The sequence below is a fragment of the Sporosarcina sp. SAFN-015 genome, from assembly GCF_059415085.1.
Map to the genome: position 1 here is coordinate 255,805 of NZ_JBPFDR010000003.1, position 18,670 is coordinate 274,474.

Sequence of the window (18,670 nt, forward strand, 5' to 3'; positions counted from 1 at the left end):
CCGGAGTCTAGACGTAAACAAAAGCGGAGGGCGGCGTTTAGCTTCGACAGGCATAAGGCAGATCTGCGAAACGGCGATCTTTGCCGTACAGCAGATCTGCCTTATGACCCGAGAAGCTGCCGCCTGGAGTCTAGACGTAAACAAAAGCGGAGGGCGCCTTTGGTTACCTGAACCGGATGACAAAAACGGACTGCCCTTAAAGGCAGCCCGTTTGTTGATCAATTATTTTTCCTCTTCAACAAATAGATCTAGTTCATCTTCGTCGTCTTCGTCATGGCCTGCGATGACGTAGTTGGCTGCAGCCATTCCGTAGGAGTCGCGAATTTTGTTTGCGATTTCCGCACGAATATCTGGATTTTCTTTAAGAAATTGCTTGGCGTTTTCTCGTCCTTGACCAAGTCGTTCCCCTTCATAGGAGTACCATGCACCGCTCTTTTGGACAACTTCCAGTTCAGCGCCAAGATCGACAATTTCACCTTCTCTGGAAATCCCTTCTCCATACATGATATCTACCTCAGCAGTACGGAACGGAGGAGCAACTTTGTTTTTCACGACACGGATACGAGTTTTGTTACCCATAATGTCGTTTCCTTGTTTAATCGCTTCACCACGGCGAACTTCCAAGCGGACGGATGAATAGAATTTCAATGCACGTCCACCTGGTGTCACTTCAGGGTTCCCGAACATGACGCCGACTTTTTCACGGATTTGGTTGATGAAGACTGCGATCGTCTTCGATTTATTAATAGCACCGGATAGTTTACGAAGTGCTTGCGACATAAGGCGCGCCTGCAAACCAACGTGCGAGTCTCCCATTTCCCCTTCGATTTCCGCTTTCGGCACTAAAGCTGCAACGGAGTCGATGACAACGATATCGATCGCTCCACTTCGAACAAGTGCTTCAGCGATTTCAAGGGCTTGTTCGCCCGTATCCGGCTGTGATAATAGCAATTCGTCAATATTGACGCCCAGTTTCTGTGCATAAACTGGATCTAGCGCATGCTCGGCATCGATAAACGCGGCTTGTCCGCCTGATGCTTGCACTTCTGCAATTGCATGCAATGCTACTGTTGTTTTACCAGAGCTTTCAGGGCCGTAAATCTCAATGACCCGTCCTCTTGGATAACCGCCAACCCCTAATGCTGCATCTAGAGCAAGCGACCCGGTAGAAGACGTTGCAATCTCCCGGTCGGTTTTTTCCCCCAATTTCATGACGGACCCTTTCCCGAATTGTTTCTCAATTTGTTTCAAAGCTTGGTCCAAAGCTGCTTTACGATCGCTCAAAAACGATTCCTCCCTTAAAAGGCGTTATTCTTTTCTTCCTATCTCTACTATACTCCTTTTATGAGAAATACTCAAACAAAAAACGAACGCTTATTCGATTTATTTTATCAAAATCTATTTTTAAATGAGAATGAGGGGGATAAATCAATTTTAAATGAGAATAGGAGTCAAAAATTAATTTTCGGGTAAACGACTTTTCAATTCTTTTATTACGTAATAGAGTGCGAATCGAGCTGCACGTTTCCTATTAGCATTTCTGGAACCTGAAAGATCTAGTTTATACGTTTTCACTTCGTCATCTTTGTAAGCAATTCCGATCCATACAGTCCCGACTGGCTTCCCGTCATGCGGATCGGGTCCGGCAGCACCAGTCAATCCAATGCCTATATCAGAACTGAATTTTCGTTTCACACTCCGGGCTAGCGCAGCAGCACATTCCGAACTGACAACGCCATACTCATCAAGCAATGACCCCGGAATATCCAGTTGCTCTTTCTTCGCATTCTCATCATAAACGACAACTCCGCCTTTTAAGGATGAGCTGATTCCTGGTTCATCTGCCAATTCAGCCATGAATAGGCCAGCCGTCAAGCTTTCTGCAGCGGCAATGGTAAGCCCGTTCCTTAACAGAAGCTCAGCCGCCTTCGAGGACAACGAATCCTCATCGATACCATAGATGAATTGGCCGACTAATGAACGGATTTCAGATTCCACCGGCGTAATCAACTTATGAGCAGCCTCAACCGATTCCGCTTTGGAAGTCAATCGTAAAATGACTGAATCTGGGGATGCTAGAGGTGCTACGGTCGGATTTGTCTGACTATCCAAAATCGATTGGACACGATATTCAAGCTCGGCTTCGCCGATACCGTAAAACTTCAATACTCGTGATACGATGACTTCCTTATTGCCGGAAGTTCCCAATAAATAAGGTATCGCTTCCTTTTCAAACATCGGTTGCATTTCATGCGGAGGGCCAGGCAATAAAATATAGCATTTCCCATTCTTTTTAATCGCCATGCCGGGCGCCATCCCATGATTGTTTGCTAAAACCGTCGAACCGCTTAGCACTAACGCTTGCTTCTTATTATTGTCGGTCATCGTCCTTCCTGTCCGTTTAAAATATGCTTCGATAGATATTAATGCATCATTATCGCTTTCAAGTGCAACGCCAAGTTTCTTGGCAATCGTTTCTTTCGTTAAATCGTCTTTTGTAGGTCCCAATCCTCCAGAAAAAATGATGAGATCGGCACGATTTTGTGCAATTGTTATCGCTTCATCCAACCTGTTAGGATTATCCCCTACGACCGTATGGTAATACACATCGACGCCAGCTTCAGCAAGACGCGCTGAAATGAAGGCTGCATTCGTATTTGTAATTTGACCTAATAGAAGCTCAGATCCTACTGCGATGATTTCCGCTTTCATTGTGCCATCCCCTTACATGGAGTCGAGTAAGACCCGTCGGTTTTTGTAAAAATAATCCGCTCCGGACCAAATCGTAAAGAATAAAGCAATATAAAGCATGATTGTACCGAATGGGAAATTAATTGCTTCGAAGAAAATGTTATTCAGCAATAAGAAGGAGATTGCAACGAGTTGTGTCGCAGTCTTGATTTTCCCTAATTGATTTGCGGCAACTACTTCGCCGCCGCCTGCAAGAATAAGTCTCAATCCAGTGACAGCAAATTCCCTGCTAATAATGATGATGACAATCCACGAAGCTGCCGAACCAAGTTCAACTAGAATGATCAATGCAGCCGAAACGAGAAGTTTATCAGCAAGCGGATCCAAAAACTTCCCCATGTTCGTAACTAGATTATGTTTTCTCGCCAAATGGCCGTCGAACCAATCTGTCGCTGCAGCGATAATGAACAGCAAAGCACCAATCAGATGCTCCATAGAGAGAGTTGTGCCCCCCACTGCAAATGATCCCATGCCAAAATCAACAACCATGAAAATGATAAATATAGGAATGAGTAAAATGCGGGATACTGTAATCTTATTAGGTAAATTCATTAGTCTCACTATCCTTCCGAATGAAAAAAGTCATCTTTGTAGATGACTATTTTTTCATTTCTCATATTCTATAAAAATATTTTGTGTAGATTTATCTGATACATACTCAAGTTTCTCCCCATTTACATAAATATCCGTAAACGGAGTTACAGCAACACGTATCCGGACAAATTGAACATCCGAAACATCCAATTCAATCGTTTCGCCATCTTTCATAACTCTCGCACCTGGCGTAAGTTCTTCTTTGTTTTCATTCTGCACGCCAATCCACGTATCTCCGAACGTATCGATCTTCAGCTTGAATTCTTCAGAATCCGTCAAAGTGTATGTGGAATCTTCTCCGCTCGTATTTACATACGTAAGAGTTTGCTCCTTCACCTCTTCTTCAGGCTCAGGATCCGGCTCAGTTGCTTCCTCGTCAGGCTTATCTTCCGACGCACCATCGTCCACATTACCTGCCGGCGGCTGATTACTATCCATTGTAATTGGTTGTTCCGATTCCACATCGAGTCCGGTATCTTTGGATGCGCCTTTTTGGAAGAATGTCCATATAACGACAATAATTACAACAATAAATAATGCTACGATAATTTTAGGGATTGCTTCATTCAGACGGCTGTTGCCTTTTATACCTCGGCTCCTCGTCATAGGAGGGGTAATTTGAGCATTCTCTTCTTCGAGTTTTTCATGCATTGCAGATTCTTTATACAAAGATAACATTTCATCGGAATCCAAACCGACAGCTTCCGAATACTGTTTAATGAACGCACGCACATAAAAAGCGCCGGGCATCATGCTGTAATCTTCATTTTCAATACCGGAAAGGTACCGTTTTTGAATTTTAGTTATTGATTGCAAATCATCCAGTGAATATCCCTTAGCTGTTCTCGCCTCTTTAAGACGATCACCTAATCCGGTCAATTTTATCACCTGCCTGTTTAAAAGTTGAACGTACCAAATCCGCCCATCGGTCCGACATCGGACATCATATGGTTTTTCTCCATCATTTCATATGTAATTTCTTGGTCAGGATCTGTCCGTAATTCGATAATATAATCAAAATCCTCCATGTCATATTCAGAATGCTGAACGAACATGTCCGGATGCTCGACCACTTTGATGGAAGGCATACTCATCATTTCACGGACAAGTTGCATATGTCTTTCATCTCCGGATTTACGCGTGACGATTCCGTCGAGGATAAAAATATTATCCTTTGAGAATTCATCCCCCGCCAAAGTATTCCGCACGGTCTGTTTAATCATTGTTGAAGAAAGGAAAATCCATTTCTTATTCGCACACACACTTGCAGCGACGACTGATTCCGTTTTGCCGACCCTAGGCATCCCTCTTATTCCGATCAATTTATGGCCTTCCTGTTTGAACAGCTCTGCCATGAAATCTACGAGGACTCCCAATTCACTTCGAATAAATCTGAATGTCTTCCGATCATCGATATCCCGTTGGATGTATCGTCCATGTCTCACTGCTAAAATATCCCGCAGTTTCGGTTCACGAATCTTCTTTACCTGAATGGTTTCCATCGTGGATGCAATTAATTCGAAACGTTTGATTTGATCGTCATTTTCCGTCCTGACAAGCATGCCGCGATGTCCTCCGTCAACACCGTTAATCGTTACAATATTGACGCGCAGCATCCCCAATAAGGAAGCAATATCTCCGAGCAAACCTGGCCGATTCACTTGTATCTCATATTCGACATACCATTCACCCATTCGACACACCCTTTCGATCCTTTTTCATAATGAACGCATAAAGCTGGAAGTGACTGTCCGGCTGTTTTTTGGAACGCTTCTATTTGTAGGACGCAAAAGACGCAACTTAGTTCTATAATAGCGGATTCGAGATGCGAAGAAAAGGAAAAAAGAAAAGGGGATAATTACCTTCCCCTATTATATATACCAACCACTATATATACCAACCGCCATTCAGCTTTAAAATTTCGCCAGTCATATAATCTGCCTTTCCGCTTACGAGGAAGCTTGCAAGATCCGCGACTTGCTCGGGGTGTCCGGTTGACTGCAAAGGAATTTGATCAATGACAAGCTGTTTATCATCTATCGACAACTCTTCATTCATTTCCGTCTCAATCCAACCAGGAGCAATCGCATTTACTCTTGTCCCGGTATATGCCGCCTCTTTTGCATATGCTTTGACAAATGCATGCTGTGCTCCTTTGACGGCAGAATACATCACTTCCCCTGCAGCGCCGGTATTGCCCCATATTGAGCCGATAAATAGGATGTAGGAAACTGGATGACTGCGCAACTGCGGCGAAACAAGACTGATGAACAATGCAGGGTTTTGCATGTGTACACGCCATAATGCATCCATATCGCTGCTATTCGTGTCTGTCAATAATTTTAACATCGACTGACCAAGGGCGACGACAACCGCTTGTACATGTCCGACTTGCTCTGCCAACTTTTGTGCGCCGTCAAGTTTCGTAAAATCCGAATGGATAATCTGGAAATCCCCATCTGGATGTTTTTCAAGCAGTGCCCTTTTCAATTCTAATGCGCGACTTTCGTTTCTATTATAATGAAGATACAAGGACCATCCATCTGCAGCGAGTTGGCGGCTGACCGCTTCCCCTATGCCTCCGGATGAGCCTAGAACGACAGCATACCTCTTCATTTTCAGCCTTCTTTTGAGCCTGGAACAATCGTCATGACAGTGTGGCTTTCTTCGTTGGAAATCGTCTTAAATGCATCCTGCAAATGCTCTAACTTAACTTGTTCAAGGGTCGGCACGACATCAAATAAATTCATGCCATTGAAATTGTATTGAGTAAACTGATTCGAAATAAATTCGATGGAGTTCAATGAGCGCATGAATTGACCGATTCTCCGTTTTCTCGCACGATTCAAATCCTCTTCGGTAATCGTCCAATTTTCCGCAAGCGATTTCAATGTACCTCTGACGGCTTCTTCTAACTCTGATGGATTATCGGTATCCGATTCAACCATAGCGAATCCAAATCCCTTCTCAAATATGAAATCATAATGATACGTTTCATCGATTAAATGATCGTTATATGCTTTCGTGTAAAATTCGGACGTTCGGCCGAACAAAATATCTAGAAGAAGATTGATCGCCAAATCTTGGCGCAGCATTTCTTCGCCTTCCATCATTGTATGAAGGCACTTCATGCCGTAATTGAATTTAGGACGAAGGACATCCATTTCAAGCACTGTTTTCTTCCTGTTCGCTTCATTCGGTTCTTCAGGATACTTCCTCGTAATTTCTTCCGGTTCCGAAAATTCCTTGCTGCTTTGATCTTTGCGGATGAAATCCATCATTTCTTTCGGGTCCACTGCCCCAATGACAAAAACCGTCATGTTAGAAGGATGGTAAAACGTTTCATAACATTCATATAAGTGCTCGGCTGTAATTTCTTGTATCGTATCAACCGTTCCCGCGATATCGATGTTGATTGGATATTCTTTATATAAGCTTTGAATCGTCCCGAAATAATTTCGCCAATCCGGATTATCATCATACATCGTAATTTCTTGTGCGATGATGCCTTTTTCCTTCTCCACTTTTTCTTCAGTGAAATAAGGCTCCTGCACAAAATCGAGCAGAACTTTTGTGTTATCATATAAGTTATTTGTCGTAGAGAATAAGTACGATGTACGTGTGAATGACGTGAAAGCATTCGCGGAGGCACCAAGGACGCCAAATTTCTGGAACACATCCCCTTCCTTCTTATCAAACATTTTATGCTCAAGGAAATGCGCTATTCCGTCTGGCACTGTTACAAAATCCTTCTTGCCCCGCGGAATGAATGTCCTATCAATTGAGCCATATTTCGTCGTAAATGTCACATATGTCTTTGAAAATCCGCGTTTAGGCAAAATATAGACATTCAAGCCATTGTCGAGCCTTTCGTGGAATAATGTCTCCTGTAAATTATCAAAAGTGATCTTTTCCATCATTACGCCTCTCTTCCCGACAATAAATAGATGAGTTCAAGTTGGATTTGTGATGCCATCTGTTTTACGTCTTCGATGGAGACCGCATCCCATTTGGCAATCCATTTATCGGCTGTGAAATCCTCATCCAACTGCTTGTACTGATCATACACCTCGATTTGGCCCCTTGCAGAGTCGAATGCACTCCGAATACTGTTCGACAACAAGGCGACTGTCTGGTCAAGTTCCAAGTCCGATACGTTTCCTTTTTGCATTTCGTCAATCTGTTCGCCGATCAATTTGACAGCCTTCTCCTCAAGTTCCGCATCAATCCCTGCCATTACATACACAATACCGTAATAAGCTGCATATGCACTGTTGACCGTGTAAGCCATACTTTCTTTTTCCCGTACATTCATGAATAATTTACTATGTGCAAATCCACCTAGTACACCGTTTGCCACTTGCATCTTAGGATAATCTGGATGGAAGAAAGAAATCGGCGTTCTATACCCGACTTGCAGCTTCCCTTGCTTCATGTCCTGCCTTTCAAAAACTTGGCGGGCTTCTTTGTTCTCAGTCTCTTTTTGTTCATATTGTTTTTTCGTCACTTCTCTAGCAGGAAAATCGAACATTGATTTTATTTTCTCAACGAGCTCATCTTCTTGGACATCTCCAACGACATAAATGTCGATTTCATCTTCATTCAACATTCTCTTGTATGTATCAAGGAGCGTTGCACTCGTTATGCTTTCAACATCCTCTTCCGTTCCGCTTGATGACATAGAAGCAGGATCATTTGGACGCATCAGCTCTAGCATGCGCTTATGGGCATATCTAGTTTTGTCATCATAAATAGATCGGATTCTTTCAATCACCGTCCGTTTTTCCCGGCTGACAATCGACTCATCAAAAGTTCCATCTTTAAAGTTCGGTTTGAAGATGATCGTGTTGACCATATTCAACGCTTCATCAAAAACGCCAGTCGTCGAGAGGTATTCATCGTTTACACATTCCATATTCAACGATAAGATGTGTGAGCTGCCGCGCTTGCCTGCATCCATATAGAAAACGGTTCCATACAATTCATCTAACGCTTTTCGCAAATCACTTTGTTTTGGATAATCAGCGTTCGAATCTTGGAGTACATTTGATAAAACTGCCCGGTATGCTGCTTGTTTTTCATCCAGTTCAGCCAACCATTTGATAGACATTGTGATCGTTTTAAATTGTTCTGTCTTACGGATATATAAATTAACTCCTTTTTGAAGCTCGACCTTTGTAAACATACGAACACCTCGTTTTTTCTTTATTATACGAATACCCTTCTACAATATACATTTCATCATATCAACAAGGCAAAATAAACGCTTTTTACCAATTTCCCTCTTTAATTAAAGACAAAACAAAACGCCTGGACTCCATTCGATAGGAATCCAGGCGACAAAATCGATTATCTGCTCCCTTTGATGTATGGTACACCGTTCGCTTTCGGAGCATTCGCCTTCCCGATAAACCCTGCCAACGCAAGGATCGTCAAAACATAAGGCAAGATATAGAAATAAACTGTCGGCACATTTTCGATGAAGCTTATAGAACCGGCGCTGATTGCAAGCGCTTGGGCAAACCCGAAGAAAAGGGCCGCTCCCATTGCACCGATTGGATGCCATTTACCGAAAATCATTGCCGCCAAAGCCATGAATCCTTGGCCGTTGATCGTCGCATGACCGAAATCTCCGGTCATTGTTTGTGAATAGATAGCACCGCCGATACCAGCTAAACCGCCGGACAAAATAACTGCTGTGTAACGGACTTTTGCCACATTGATCCCCATCGTATCCGCGGCCATAGGATGCTCCCCTACTGAACGGAGACGAAGGCCGAATGGCGTCTTATAAATAACGAACCATGCAATTATCGCAATGAGTATCGCCAAAACAGAAGTTCCATATACCGATTTGAAAAACATTGGTCCAATTACTGGGATGTCTTGCAAAATTGGAATGTTGACACGCGGAATTTTCTTTTGAATAAAATCCGTCTGTCCTTTTCCGAACATCATTTTAACGGAAAACAAAGCAATTGCAATACCTAGCATATTAATTGCGACCCCGGATACGACTTGGTCTGCTCGGAATGAAACCGAAGCAACGGCATGCATAACCGAAAATAGTGCGGAAACAAGCATGGCAACTAATAAAGCAATCCACGGCGTCCAACCGCCGAAGACATCGGCATAAGCCAAGTTGAAAACAATTCCTACGAATGCACCCATGACCATGAGGCCTTCCAGTCCAATATTGACGACACCGGAACGTTCAGAGAAAACGCCACCGATTGCAGTTAGGATAAGGGGGGCTGCATAAGCGATCGAAGTCGGCACGATAAAATAAAGTGCTTCTAAAAAGCCCATGTCATTTCGCCTCCTTTTTCTTATTCAACCGTTGCAGTCCCACCCGGATGATATATCCGCAAGCAACAAAGAATATGATGAGTGCAATGACGATTGATACGATTTCAAGTGGAATTCCTGCCGCATTCGGCATATTATTCGCACCATATTTCAACGACCCGAACAATGATGCTCCGAAGATGATTCCAAGTGGAGCGTTTGCACCGAGCAATGCGACGGCGATCCCGTCAAACCCGATACCAGTGAATCCACCTTGGTTTGTCATACTTCCGAATGTTCCAAGCCCTTCCATGGCTCCTCCTAGACCTGCAAATGCACCTGAGATCACCATAGATAAAATAATGTTTTTCTTAACATTCATCCCTGCGTATTGGGAAGCGTTCTCGTTGAAACCTACTGATTTCAATTCGAATCCGGTTTTCGTCTTTTCGAGGATGAACCACATCACGACGACCATAGCAAGAGCTACGAATATTCCGTAGTGAAGAGTGGAATAGTCAGTCAAATTCGAAAGGAATTCCGAACGCAAGGAAGCGGTCGGCTGTATCCTTTCCGTCTTATAGCTACCGCCAGATACTGTTTTGATCAATGCATTAACGACATGAAGGGCAACATAGTTCATCATGATCGTAACAATAACTTCATGAACACGTAACGTCGCTTTCAAAATCCCAGGAATCAATCCCCATAACGCACCGGCAGCTGCTGCCGCTAATAGTGCGAATGGCAAATGGATATACATCGGCAATGTGAACGCCGAGCCGACGTATGCAGCTGCAAACCATCCGACCATGAGCTGACCTTCAACACCGATGTTGAAAAGTCCCGTACGGAAGGCGAATGCGACTGCTAGACCCGCAAGAATATATGGGCTAATTTGCCGGATTGTTTCACCGATTGCGTAACTATCTCCGAAAATACCATTCCATAATGCTATATAACCTGCTATAGGATCATAGCCGCTGAAAAGCATGACGATAGCTCCGACGAGTAAACCAAGGATGATCGAAATGGCTGGCACTAAAATTTTGATTACTCTATTAGACATCTCGATCCACACCTTCTTTCATAACATGCTGCTCTTTCTCGTCCTTTGAATGTCCTGCCATTAAAAGTCCGAGTTCCTGTTCGTTCGTCTCAGATGGAATGACCGTATCGACGATCTGACCATCGTGAATGACCGCAATGCGATCAGACACATTCATAACTTCATCTAATTCAAAGGAAATGAGGAAAACCGCTTTTCCTTTATCACGCTGTTCAATAAGTCTTTTGTGGATGAATTCAATCGCCCCAACATCTAGACCTCTGGTTGGCAAAGCAGCAATGAGCAAATCGGGATCACGTGAAACTTCACGTCCGATAATGAGCTTTTGCTGATTCCCTCCGGATAAAGCGCGGGAAAGCTCGTGTTCGCCTTGAGTTCTAACGTCATATTCTTCAATGATTTTCTTTGCCTTATTTGAAATGGCATCATATTGCATAATACCATTCTTCGAATACGGCTCATGATAATACTCTTGCAATGCGACATTGTAGCCGACTGAGAAGTCTAGGACGAGGCCATGTTTGTGTCGGTCTTGCGGAATATGCCCCAATCCAGCTTCCGTAATTTTTCTCGGTTTCAATCCTGTTATATCTTTTGAATTTATCGTGATTTTTCCGCTTTTCACTTTTCGCAAGCCTGCAATCGCTTCAATTAATTCGGACTGTCCATTTCCATCAATTCCAGCCAGACCGACAATCTCTCCTTTTCGGATTGAGAGATTCAAGCCTTTCACTTTTTCGACTCCCCTATAATCGACGACGACTAGGTTTTCGATGTTCAAAACTTCTTCCTTCGGAATAGAAGGGCCTTTTTCAGTCTTGAATGTGACTTGTCTACCAACCATCAAAGTGGCAAGTTCTTCAGGGTTTGTTTCGGAAGTGACGACCGTCCCGATCCCTTGGCCTTTCCGGATGACTGTTACGCGATCGGATACGTCCATTATTTCTTGCAATTTATGAGTAATGAGGATGATTGATTTACCTTCTGTAATGAGCTTTTTCATAATTCCGATTAACTCTTGTATTTCCTGAGGTGTCAAGGAAGCTGTCGGCTCGTCAAAGATTAGAATATTAGCACCGCGATAAAGCGTTTTCAATATTTCCACACGCTGTTGCATCCCAACCGAAATATCTTCGATTTTCGCATAGGGATCAACATTCAATCCATACGTGTTTGAAATCTCGGCAACTTTTTTTGCTGCATCTTTAATATTTACGACGCCCATCTTTTTAGGTTCATTACCTAAAATGATATTTTCAGTGACGGTTAAGTTCTCAACCAACATGAAATGTTGATGAACCATCCCGATACCAAGATCGTTTGCGACATTTGGATTCGTTACGTTGACTTTCTTTCCGTTGACACGTATTTCGCCCTCTTCGGGTTGATAGAGTCCAAACAACACATTCATCAATGTGGTTTTGCCTGCTCCATTCTCGCCTAAAAGCGCATGGATTTCCCCTTTCCTCAACTGCAAGGTGATGTTGTCATTCGCCCGGAAATTACCGAATTGCTTCGTAATGTTCAACATCTCAATGACATGCTCCAATGGATTCACTTCCTTGTATAATAGTTTATCTTTGTAATTGGAAAATAAAATGAACACAATAAAAGGTTCTTTTGTACAAAAAACCTTTTACTCTATCATTTTATGGTGCTTTTCTCACAACAAAGGCCGGAATGAACCGGCCATTGTCATTGTAATTATTATTCTGCAAACTCAGGTACTTCGATTTCACCATCAGCAATCTTTTTAGCATATTCATCGATTTGCTTCAGGACATCCTCAGGGATTGCTCCACGGGAATCTGCAAGTTTTACGCCGTCATCATGAAGACCGTAAACTTTTGTTTCGCCACCTGGGAATTTGCCTTCCTTAGCAAGTGCAGCAATGTCTTGTACTGCTACGTCTACACGTTTTAGCATTGAAGTCATTGTGATGTTGTCATCGCCGACTTGACCTTCATCGTATTGGTCGGAGTCAACACCGATTACCCATACGTATGCGTCTTTGTCAGCAGCTTTACGTTCTTTCGCTTCCGTGAAGACACCGTTTCCTGTACCACCTGCTGCGTGGAAGATAATGTCTACACCTGAAGAGTACATACGGCCCGCTTCAGCTTTTCCAAGTTCGGCTTTGTCAAATGCACCAGTGTATTTAACGTCAACTTTGATATCAGGATTTACAGCCGCAACACCTGCAACAAATCCAGCTTCAAAGCGTTCGATAACCGGAATTTCCATACCACCGATAAAACCGATTTTATCGGATTTTGTCATCAATGCAGCTGCAACCCCAGCAAGGTACGCACCTTCTTGCTCCTTAAACAGGATGCTAGCTACGTTTGGTTGATCAACAACGCCATCGATAATCGCATAATTCGTTTCTGGCTTTTGTTCCGCGATTGTATTGATCGCTTCTTCCATTAAGAAACCTACACCGAAAACTAAGTCAAAGTCACGACGGGTAAGCGCGTTCAAGTTTGACGTATAATCCGCTTCACCTTTTGATTGAAGGTACGCGTAACCGCCGTCCCCTTCGCTCATGTTGTTGTCTTTACCAAATTTTTGAATCCCTTCCCAAGCGGATTGGTTGAATGATTTGTCGTCAACACCGCCGACATCCGTAACCATCGCAAGTGAAAAATCTGATTCGTTTCCACCAGTAGAAGATGAAGAATCTTTTTTGTCTTTGTCCGTACCACAAGCACCAAGTAATGTACCTGCTGCTAGAACCAATGATAATGCAAGACCGTATTTACGTTTGCTCACTGATTGGACCTCCCTGTTTTTTTATTTTGGTATTAAATATGACGTATGAACGTCTTAAATGCACACTCAAGAAGCAAACAGCAGACAGTCAAAATGACAGGCAGTTATTGCATTTGCAATTTGCCCATCATTCCAGATTGCTTGCCGACAGCTTCAAGAATTTGTGCCTTATACCCTTTTTCGGACTACATGGAAGCTGAACTTATCAGCCCTAAAATAATTTTTGGAGTAAAGGACCATTTCGCCTTCCTCGCTATAATGATGTTGGAGCAATACGAGAAGAGGAATGTCAACACCACATCTGAGTATAGAAGACGCTTCATCGTCATACCCGACAGGTTCAATATTTGCCACAGCTTGGACGATTCGGATGCGGCCAGATTTCTCTATCAACTCAAAAATGGATTCGTTCAACAAGACATCCGATCCACCTTCAAGATCTTTGGCAAGCACATGATCGACGCAATAGACTACAGGCTCTCCGTCTGCAGTTCTAACTCTTTTAATCGTTACTAGACTGTCATTTTCTTCACAATCAAACTTCCCAATCATTTCATCATTCGGAAGACTTTCCTGTACTTCCATAAAGATTGTGCCAGGAACCATTCCTGCATCACAAATCATGGAGGATACGCTTGAAAGCTGTTCAATTCCGGATGAAAATAATGGCCGCGGATTTACGAAAGTGCCAACACCGTGTTTACGGACGATTACTTTTTCCTCTTCAAGGACCCGCAATGCTTCACGAAGCGTAGCCCTGCTGACGCCAAGCTTTCTGGCAAGCTCAAATTCGGATGGAAACTTCTCGTTCTCTTTGAAAACGCCGGAATCGATATCTTCCTTCAATCGCTCGATCACTTGCACGTATAAGTGCCTTTGATCTGTTTTCACCACCATTTAAATCCCCCCTCCTGATGAGGTTAGACCTCAGATGTGTTACCTCATTTCCTAATCATCCATACTATATCATTTCCATACTCCAAAATAAACATCTGTTTTTCAAAAAAACTTGAAACTAGCATAAATTCTTTTGAAATGTCCTGCTTTTGTCATGTTTTTCTAGCTTGTTACTCGTAATTAACGGCGGATATCAGGACTTGTCTTGGCTTGCTGCCCTCCGGAGGTCCTACGACACCTCGCATTTCCATTTGATCAACAATTCTTGCAGCTCTTGAATATCCGATTCGAAAACGCCGTTGAAGCATTGACACAGATGCAGTCTGCATTTCGATGACAAGTTGGACGGCCTCATCATACAATTCATCCGTCTCTTCGTGCGGCTGTACTTCCTCTACTTCTGTCGGTATCATCTCTTCCTGATATTGTGCTTTTTGCTGTTCAATTACGAAATCAACGACAGCCTCGACTTCTTGATCAGAAACGAATGCACCTTGGACCCTGACCGGTTTGGATGCTCCGGCCGGAAGAAATAGCATATCTCCGCGACCAAGTAGTTTCTCTGCTCCTCCACCGTCCAAAATTGTCCTCGAATCAACCGCGGAAGAAACTGCAAACGCGATTCGCGAAGGAATATTCGCTTTAATAATACCTGTAATAACGTCTACACTTGGACGTTGCGTTGCAATGATCAAATGAATGCCGGCAGCACGTGCCATTTGAGCAAGACGTGTGATGGAGTCTTCTACATCACTTGAAGCAACCATCATCAAATCTGCAAGCTCATCTACGATGACGACGATATAAGGCATACGCGGATGTTTTTCGTCATTTTCATCATTCCATTGTTCAATATGCTCATTATACCCTTCAATATTCCGAGTTCCCGTATGTGAAAACAGCTCGTATCTTCTTTCCATTTCAGATACTACTTTTTTTAATGCTTGGGAAGCTTTCCGCGGATCGGTGACGACCGGCGCCAATAGATGCGGAACACCATTATAAACGTTCAATTCAACCATTTTCGGGTCAATCATCATCATTTTCACTTCATGCGGCTTAGCGCGCATTAGAATACTAATAATAATTCCGTTGATGCAAACACTTTTCCCGCTTCCCGTCGATCCTGCAACAAGGACATGCGGCATTTTATTCAACTCAGCCATCATTGCTTGTCCTGTGACATCTCTGCCGAGTACAATGCTCAATTTCGAGTCCGGACGATTATTTTCCTTGGAATCAATAACTTCTCGCAAGCTGACGATTGCAACTGCTTTGTTCGGCACTTCAATACCGACTGCCGACTTTCCTGGTATTGGTGCTTCAATTCTAATATCGCTTGCTGCTAGAGCAAGGGCAATATCATCGGCCAAACTGACAATTCTGCTCACTTTCACGCCTGTATCGGGAAGCACTTCATATTTCGTTACAGCAGGACCTAAATGGACTTGCGTAACTTTTGCTTTGACACCAAAGCTTAAGAATGTCTTTTCAAGTTTCTGTGCATTTGCATGGATAGAATCATATTCTGCCGATTGATCATTGGATGGCGTTTGCCGAAGCAATGATGGAGGCGGTAAAATATATGATACATTTTCCTCTTCGCCAGATACACCCGAATAGGTCGGAACATCTCCGTCATCCGATTCATTTGCAGGCGATGTTTCCACTTGTTTCTCAATGACAGTGTCATCATTGGATGGTATTGGTTCAATTCGTTCATTGAAAGCGGAAATGATCGGTTTTGATACGATTTCTTCTTGTTCTTCAAGTGTGGCAACTGTTGGATCATCTTGCTTAACCTCCTGAAGCGTCTGCTTTTTGCGACGTTCAGTTCTTGAAGAGGCTTGCTGGTTCCCTTTTTTAGGAATCCTTTTTTCTTTTCGTTCCGTTTTCGTTTTTAAAGAAGAAAGCACCTTCGGATAATGCTCCGCTATATAAGGGACAAGCGCCTTTCCGGTGAGCAGCACGATACCGATTAATAATAGAAGAACACCGGCTACTGTTGCTCCTGCTGAATCAAATAAAGAATGGAAGAGCGCAAATAGCATTGCACCAGCCAATCCCCCCCCTAGAGCTCCGCTTCTTGATGCGATTCCTTCATTCGTAATAAGGACTTTCCACGTCTCTTGAAAAGCCGAATTGGACATAAGTACTTTGCTTTCATATAGCTCTTTGAATAAATAGATATGGCTAAATAATAGCAAGCTTGCGAGAATGAATAAGCTGCCGCCGACAATTCGGTTTTTCCAACCTACCGTCTTCCGTTTTACCATGAATAGAAGCGCTTGAACGATCAATAGAAGTGGAACAGCACCATGCCAATTCCCAAATAGGAGTCTTGCGAAAGAAGAGAGCCCTCTTCCGACGATGCCAAACTCAAAAATAATGATGATAGCGAAGCCGATCATCGTTAAACCGGCAACTTCGTATACTAATGGATGGAGGCCGTCATTATTCTTTTTGGACGCGGTCTTTTTCTTTTTCTTCGATTTTTTTGACATGAAACTCCTCCTTTTACAAAAAGGATTTCCCGCCGTGCGGACGGCATGGAAATCCTTTTCTCAAGTTCTATCGTTGTTTTGTTCAGATTCCGTTTTCGAGACCTTGCTCAATACTCCATAATGATCGGAATAATCATCGGTCTTCTTTTAGTTTGTTGGAATAAATAAGAGCTTAATGTATCACGGATCTCTTGCTTTATGTTTGTCCATTCAAACGTATCTTTATTCACATACTTTTCCACTATCTTCCGTACAAGGTTCTTCGATTCATCAAGAAGCTCTTCAGACTCCCTCACATAGACGAATCCGCGTGAGACGATTTCAAGACCTGCAGCTATCCTTTTCTGTCTACGACTTAATGTAATGACGACAGTGAAAATACCGTCTTGCGACAAGAGCTTTCTGTCGCGCAGTACGATATTGCCTACATCACCGACCCCAATTCCATCAATGAGAATATTTCCTGCTTGTACACGGCCGCTCATTCTCATCTTGTCGTTTTTATATTCGACGATATCCCCTTTATCAGCTATAAAAATCTGCGATTTTTGCAAGCCGACCTGTTGCGCTAGCTTTGAATGGGCAATAAGCATTTTATATTCCCCTTGAATAGGGATGAAATACTTAGGCTGCATCAAGTTGAGCATCAGTTTTAAGTCTTCTTGGCTGCCATGACCGGATACATGGACATTTTTCGAAGCTGTAATGACGTGAGCACCGGCTTTTGATAATTCATTCGCCATTTGATACATAGACACTTCCATGCTTGGGGATGGCGTGAATGTAATAAGGACTGTATCCGTCTTTTTAATTTTGATATCCTTATGGAATTTGCGGACTATTTTCTCGAGAGCTTCAAGCGGCTCGCCTTGATTGCCCGTGACGATGATCACGATTTGGTCATCAGGATACTTTCCGATGTCTTTTACGGATATGACCGTATCTTCGTCAATTTGCAAATACCCTAACCGCATGCCTACTTCAAAATAACTTTCGAGGCTCTTTCCGACGACCGCAACTTTTTTACCCGTTTCGAGCGCTTTATCGAAAACTTGTTGAATGCGGATAAAATTGGATGCATACAAAGCAACGAGAATACGCCCTTCCACGCTATGGAATGTATTGGACAAACGATCTTCTATGACGGATTCGGAAGTCGTATAGCCCGGACGTTCGGCTTCATTTGAATCTGACATAAGGATGAAGACGCCTTCTTCTCCCAAGGCCGCCATTTTTGCGATGTCCGGACGATATTTCCCTTTTGCGGATTGGTCGAATTTGAATTCACCTGTATGGACAATCGCACCTTCGCTCGTATGAAAAACGATTCCTAAAGAATCGGGAATGCTATGCGTTGTATGGAAAAACGTCACATACGTCTGCTTGAAATTCATCCGGCTTTTATTTGTCACCTCAAAAAACTTTACGCCTGCTGGTGCAGGCATATCTTTTAAATGCTCTTTCGCAAGGGCAAGTGTCAGTTTGGAACCGTACACAGGGGCTTGCACCTTCTGTAGAAGATAGGCGATGGACCCGATTGCGTCTTCGTGTCCATGCGTTAGGAAAATCCCTTTTACCCGCTCTTTATTTTCTTCGATGTATGTCAAATCTGGAATGACGATATCAATGCCGAGCATTTCACCTTCCGGGAACATGAGTCCCGCATCGACGATGAAAAGTTCCTCATCAATTTCAACGACATACATCGCCTTTCCGATTTCCCCGACTCCTCCTAGCGGGATTACTTTTATTACTTCATTTTTCGTTTTTGCCACATTGTTTCCTCCTATACTAT

15 protein-coding genes are annotated in these 18,670 nt (G+C 43.2%); all 15 read right to left on the reverse strand.

All coding sequences use genetic code 11. The annotated features are described in order from the left end of the window. Window positions 1–222: 222 nt before the first annotated feature. The 15 genes from recA to ACR65H_RS07160 all read right to left on the reverse strand — a co-directional run bounded on the left by recA (window position 223) and on the right by ACR65H_RS07160 (window position 18,650). A complete protein-coding gene (gene recA, locus ACR65H_RS07090; protein ID WP_440499458.1) occupies window positions 223–1,284 on the reverse strand; it encodes a recombinase RecA in 1,062 nt (353 codons plus the stop codon). A gap of 174 nt (window positions 1,285–1,458) precedes the next feature. Next, window positions 1,459–2,712 carry a competence/damage-inducible protein A gene (locus ACR65H_RS07095; protein ID WP_440499459.1) on the reverse strand — a complete coding sequence of 418 codons (1,254 nt, stop codon included), beginning with the start codon at window positions 2,710–2,712 and terminating at the stop codon, window positions 1,459–1,461. Between the two features lie 12 nt (window positions 2,713–2,724). After that, on the reverse strand, window positions 2,725–3,303 hold the full coding sequence (gene pgsA / locus ACR65H_RS07100) for a CDP-diacylglycerol--glycerol-3-phosphate 3-phosphatidyltransferase (RefSeq protein WP_440499460.1): 579 nt from the start codon (window positions 3,301–3,303) through the stop codon (window positions 2,725–2,727). Window positions 3,304–3,357: 54 nt separating this feature from the next. Further along, a complete protein-coding gene (locus ACR65H_RS07105; RefSeq protein WP_440499461.1) occupies window positions 3,358–4,224 on the reverse strand; it encodes a helix-turn-helix domain-containing protein in 867 nt (288 codons plus the stop codon). 17 nt (window positions 4,225–4,241) lie between these two features. Beyond that, entirely contained in the window at window positions 4,242–5,039 is a 798-nt protein-coding gene (locus ACR65H_RS07110; protein ID WP_440499462.1) for a YmfK family protein, read from the reverse strand. 193 nt (window positions 5,040–5,232) lie between these two features. Next, window positions 5,233–5,961, reverse strand: coding sequence for an elongation factor P 5-aminopentanone reductase (gene ymfI, locus ACR65H_RS07115; protein WP_440499463.1), 729 nt, complete (start codon window positions 5,959–5,961; stop codon window positions 5,233–5,235). Between the two features lie 2 nt (window positions 5,962–5,963). Continuing rightward, window positions 5,964–7,262 (reverse strand): EF-P 5-aminopentanol modification-associated protein YfmH, encoded by a 1,299-nt coding sequence (gene yfmH, locus ACR65H_RS07120; protein WP_440499464.1) that lies wholly within the window; start codon window positions 7,260–7,262, stop codon window positions 5,964–5,966. 2 nt (window positions 7,263–7,264) lie between these two features. Next, on the reverse strand, window positions 7,265–8,530 hold the full coding sequence (gene yfmF / locus ACR65H_RS07125; protein ID WP_440499465.1) for an EF-P 5-aminopentanol modification-associated protein YfmF: 1,266 nt from the start codon (window positions 8,528–8,530) through the stop codon (window positions 7,265–7,267). Between the two features lie 164 nt (window positions 8,531–8,694). Further along, a complete protein-coding gene (locus ACR65H_RS07130) occupies window positions 8,695–9,654 on the reverse strand; it encodes an ABC transporter permease (protein WP_440499466.1) in 960 nt (319 codons plus the stop codon). A 1-nt stretch (window position 9,655) separates the two neighbouring features. Further along, the gene (locus ACR65H_RS07135; RefSeq protein ID WP_440499467.1) at window positions 9,656–10,702 is read right to left on the reverse strand and encodes an ABC transporter permease; all 1,047 of its coding nucleotides are present in this window, start codon (window positions 10,700–10,702) and stop codon (window positions 9,656–9,658) included. Further along, window positions 10,695–12,251 (reverse strand): ABC transporter ATP-binding protein, encoded by a 1,557-nt coding sequence (locus ACR65H_RS07140; protein ID WP_440499468.1) that lies wholly within the window; start codon window positions 12,249–12,251, stop codon window positions 10,695–10,697. Before ACR65H_RS07140 ends, ACR65H_RS07135 begins: the two co-directional genes overlap by 8 nt. Before the next feature lie 158 nt (window positions 12,252–12,409). Continuing rightward, complete coding sequence (locus ACR65H_RS07145) at window positions 12,410–13,474, reverse strand: BMP family lipoprotein (RefSeq protein WP_440499469.1); 1,065 nt, start codon at window positions 13,472–13,474, stop codon at window positions 12,410–12,412. 168 nt (window positions 13,475–13,642) lie between these two features. Beyond that, window positions 13,643–14,371, reverse strand: a complete 729-nt coding sequence (locus ACR65H_RS07150) for a GntR family transcriptional regulator (protein WP_440499470.1) — start codon at window positions 14,369–14,371, stop codon at window positions 13,643–13,645. Between the two features lie 170 nt (window positions 14,372–14,541). Further along, on the reverse strand, window positions 14,542–16,875 hold the full coding sequence (locus tag ACR65H_RS07155; RefSeq protein WP_440499471.1) for a DNA translocase FtsK: 2,334 nt from the start codon (window positions 16,873–16,875) through the stop codon (window positions 14,542–14,544). Between the two features lie 107 nt (window positions 16,876–16,982). Then, window positions 16,983–18,650, reverse strand: a complete 1,668-nt coding sequence (locus ACR65H_RS07160; RefSeq protein WP_440499472.1) for a ribonuclease J — start codon at window positions 18,648–18,650, stop codon at window positions 16,983–16,985. Window positions 18,651–18,670: the final 20 nt, after the last annotated feature.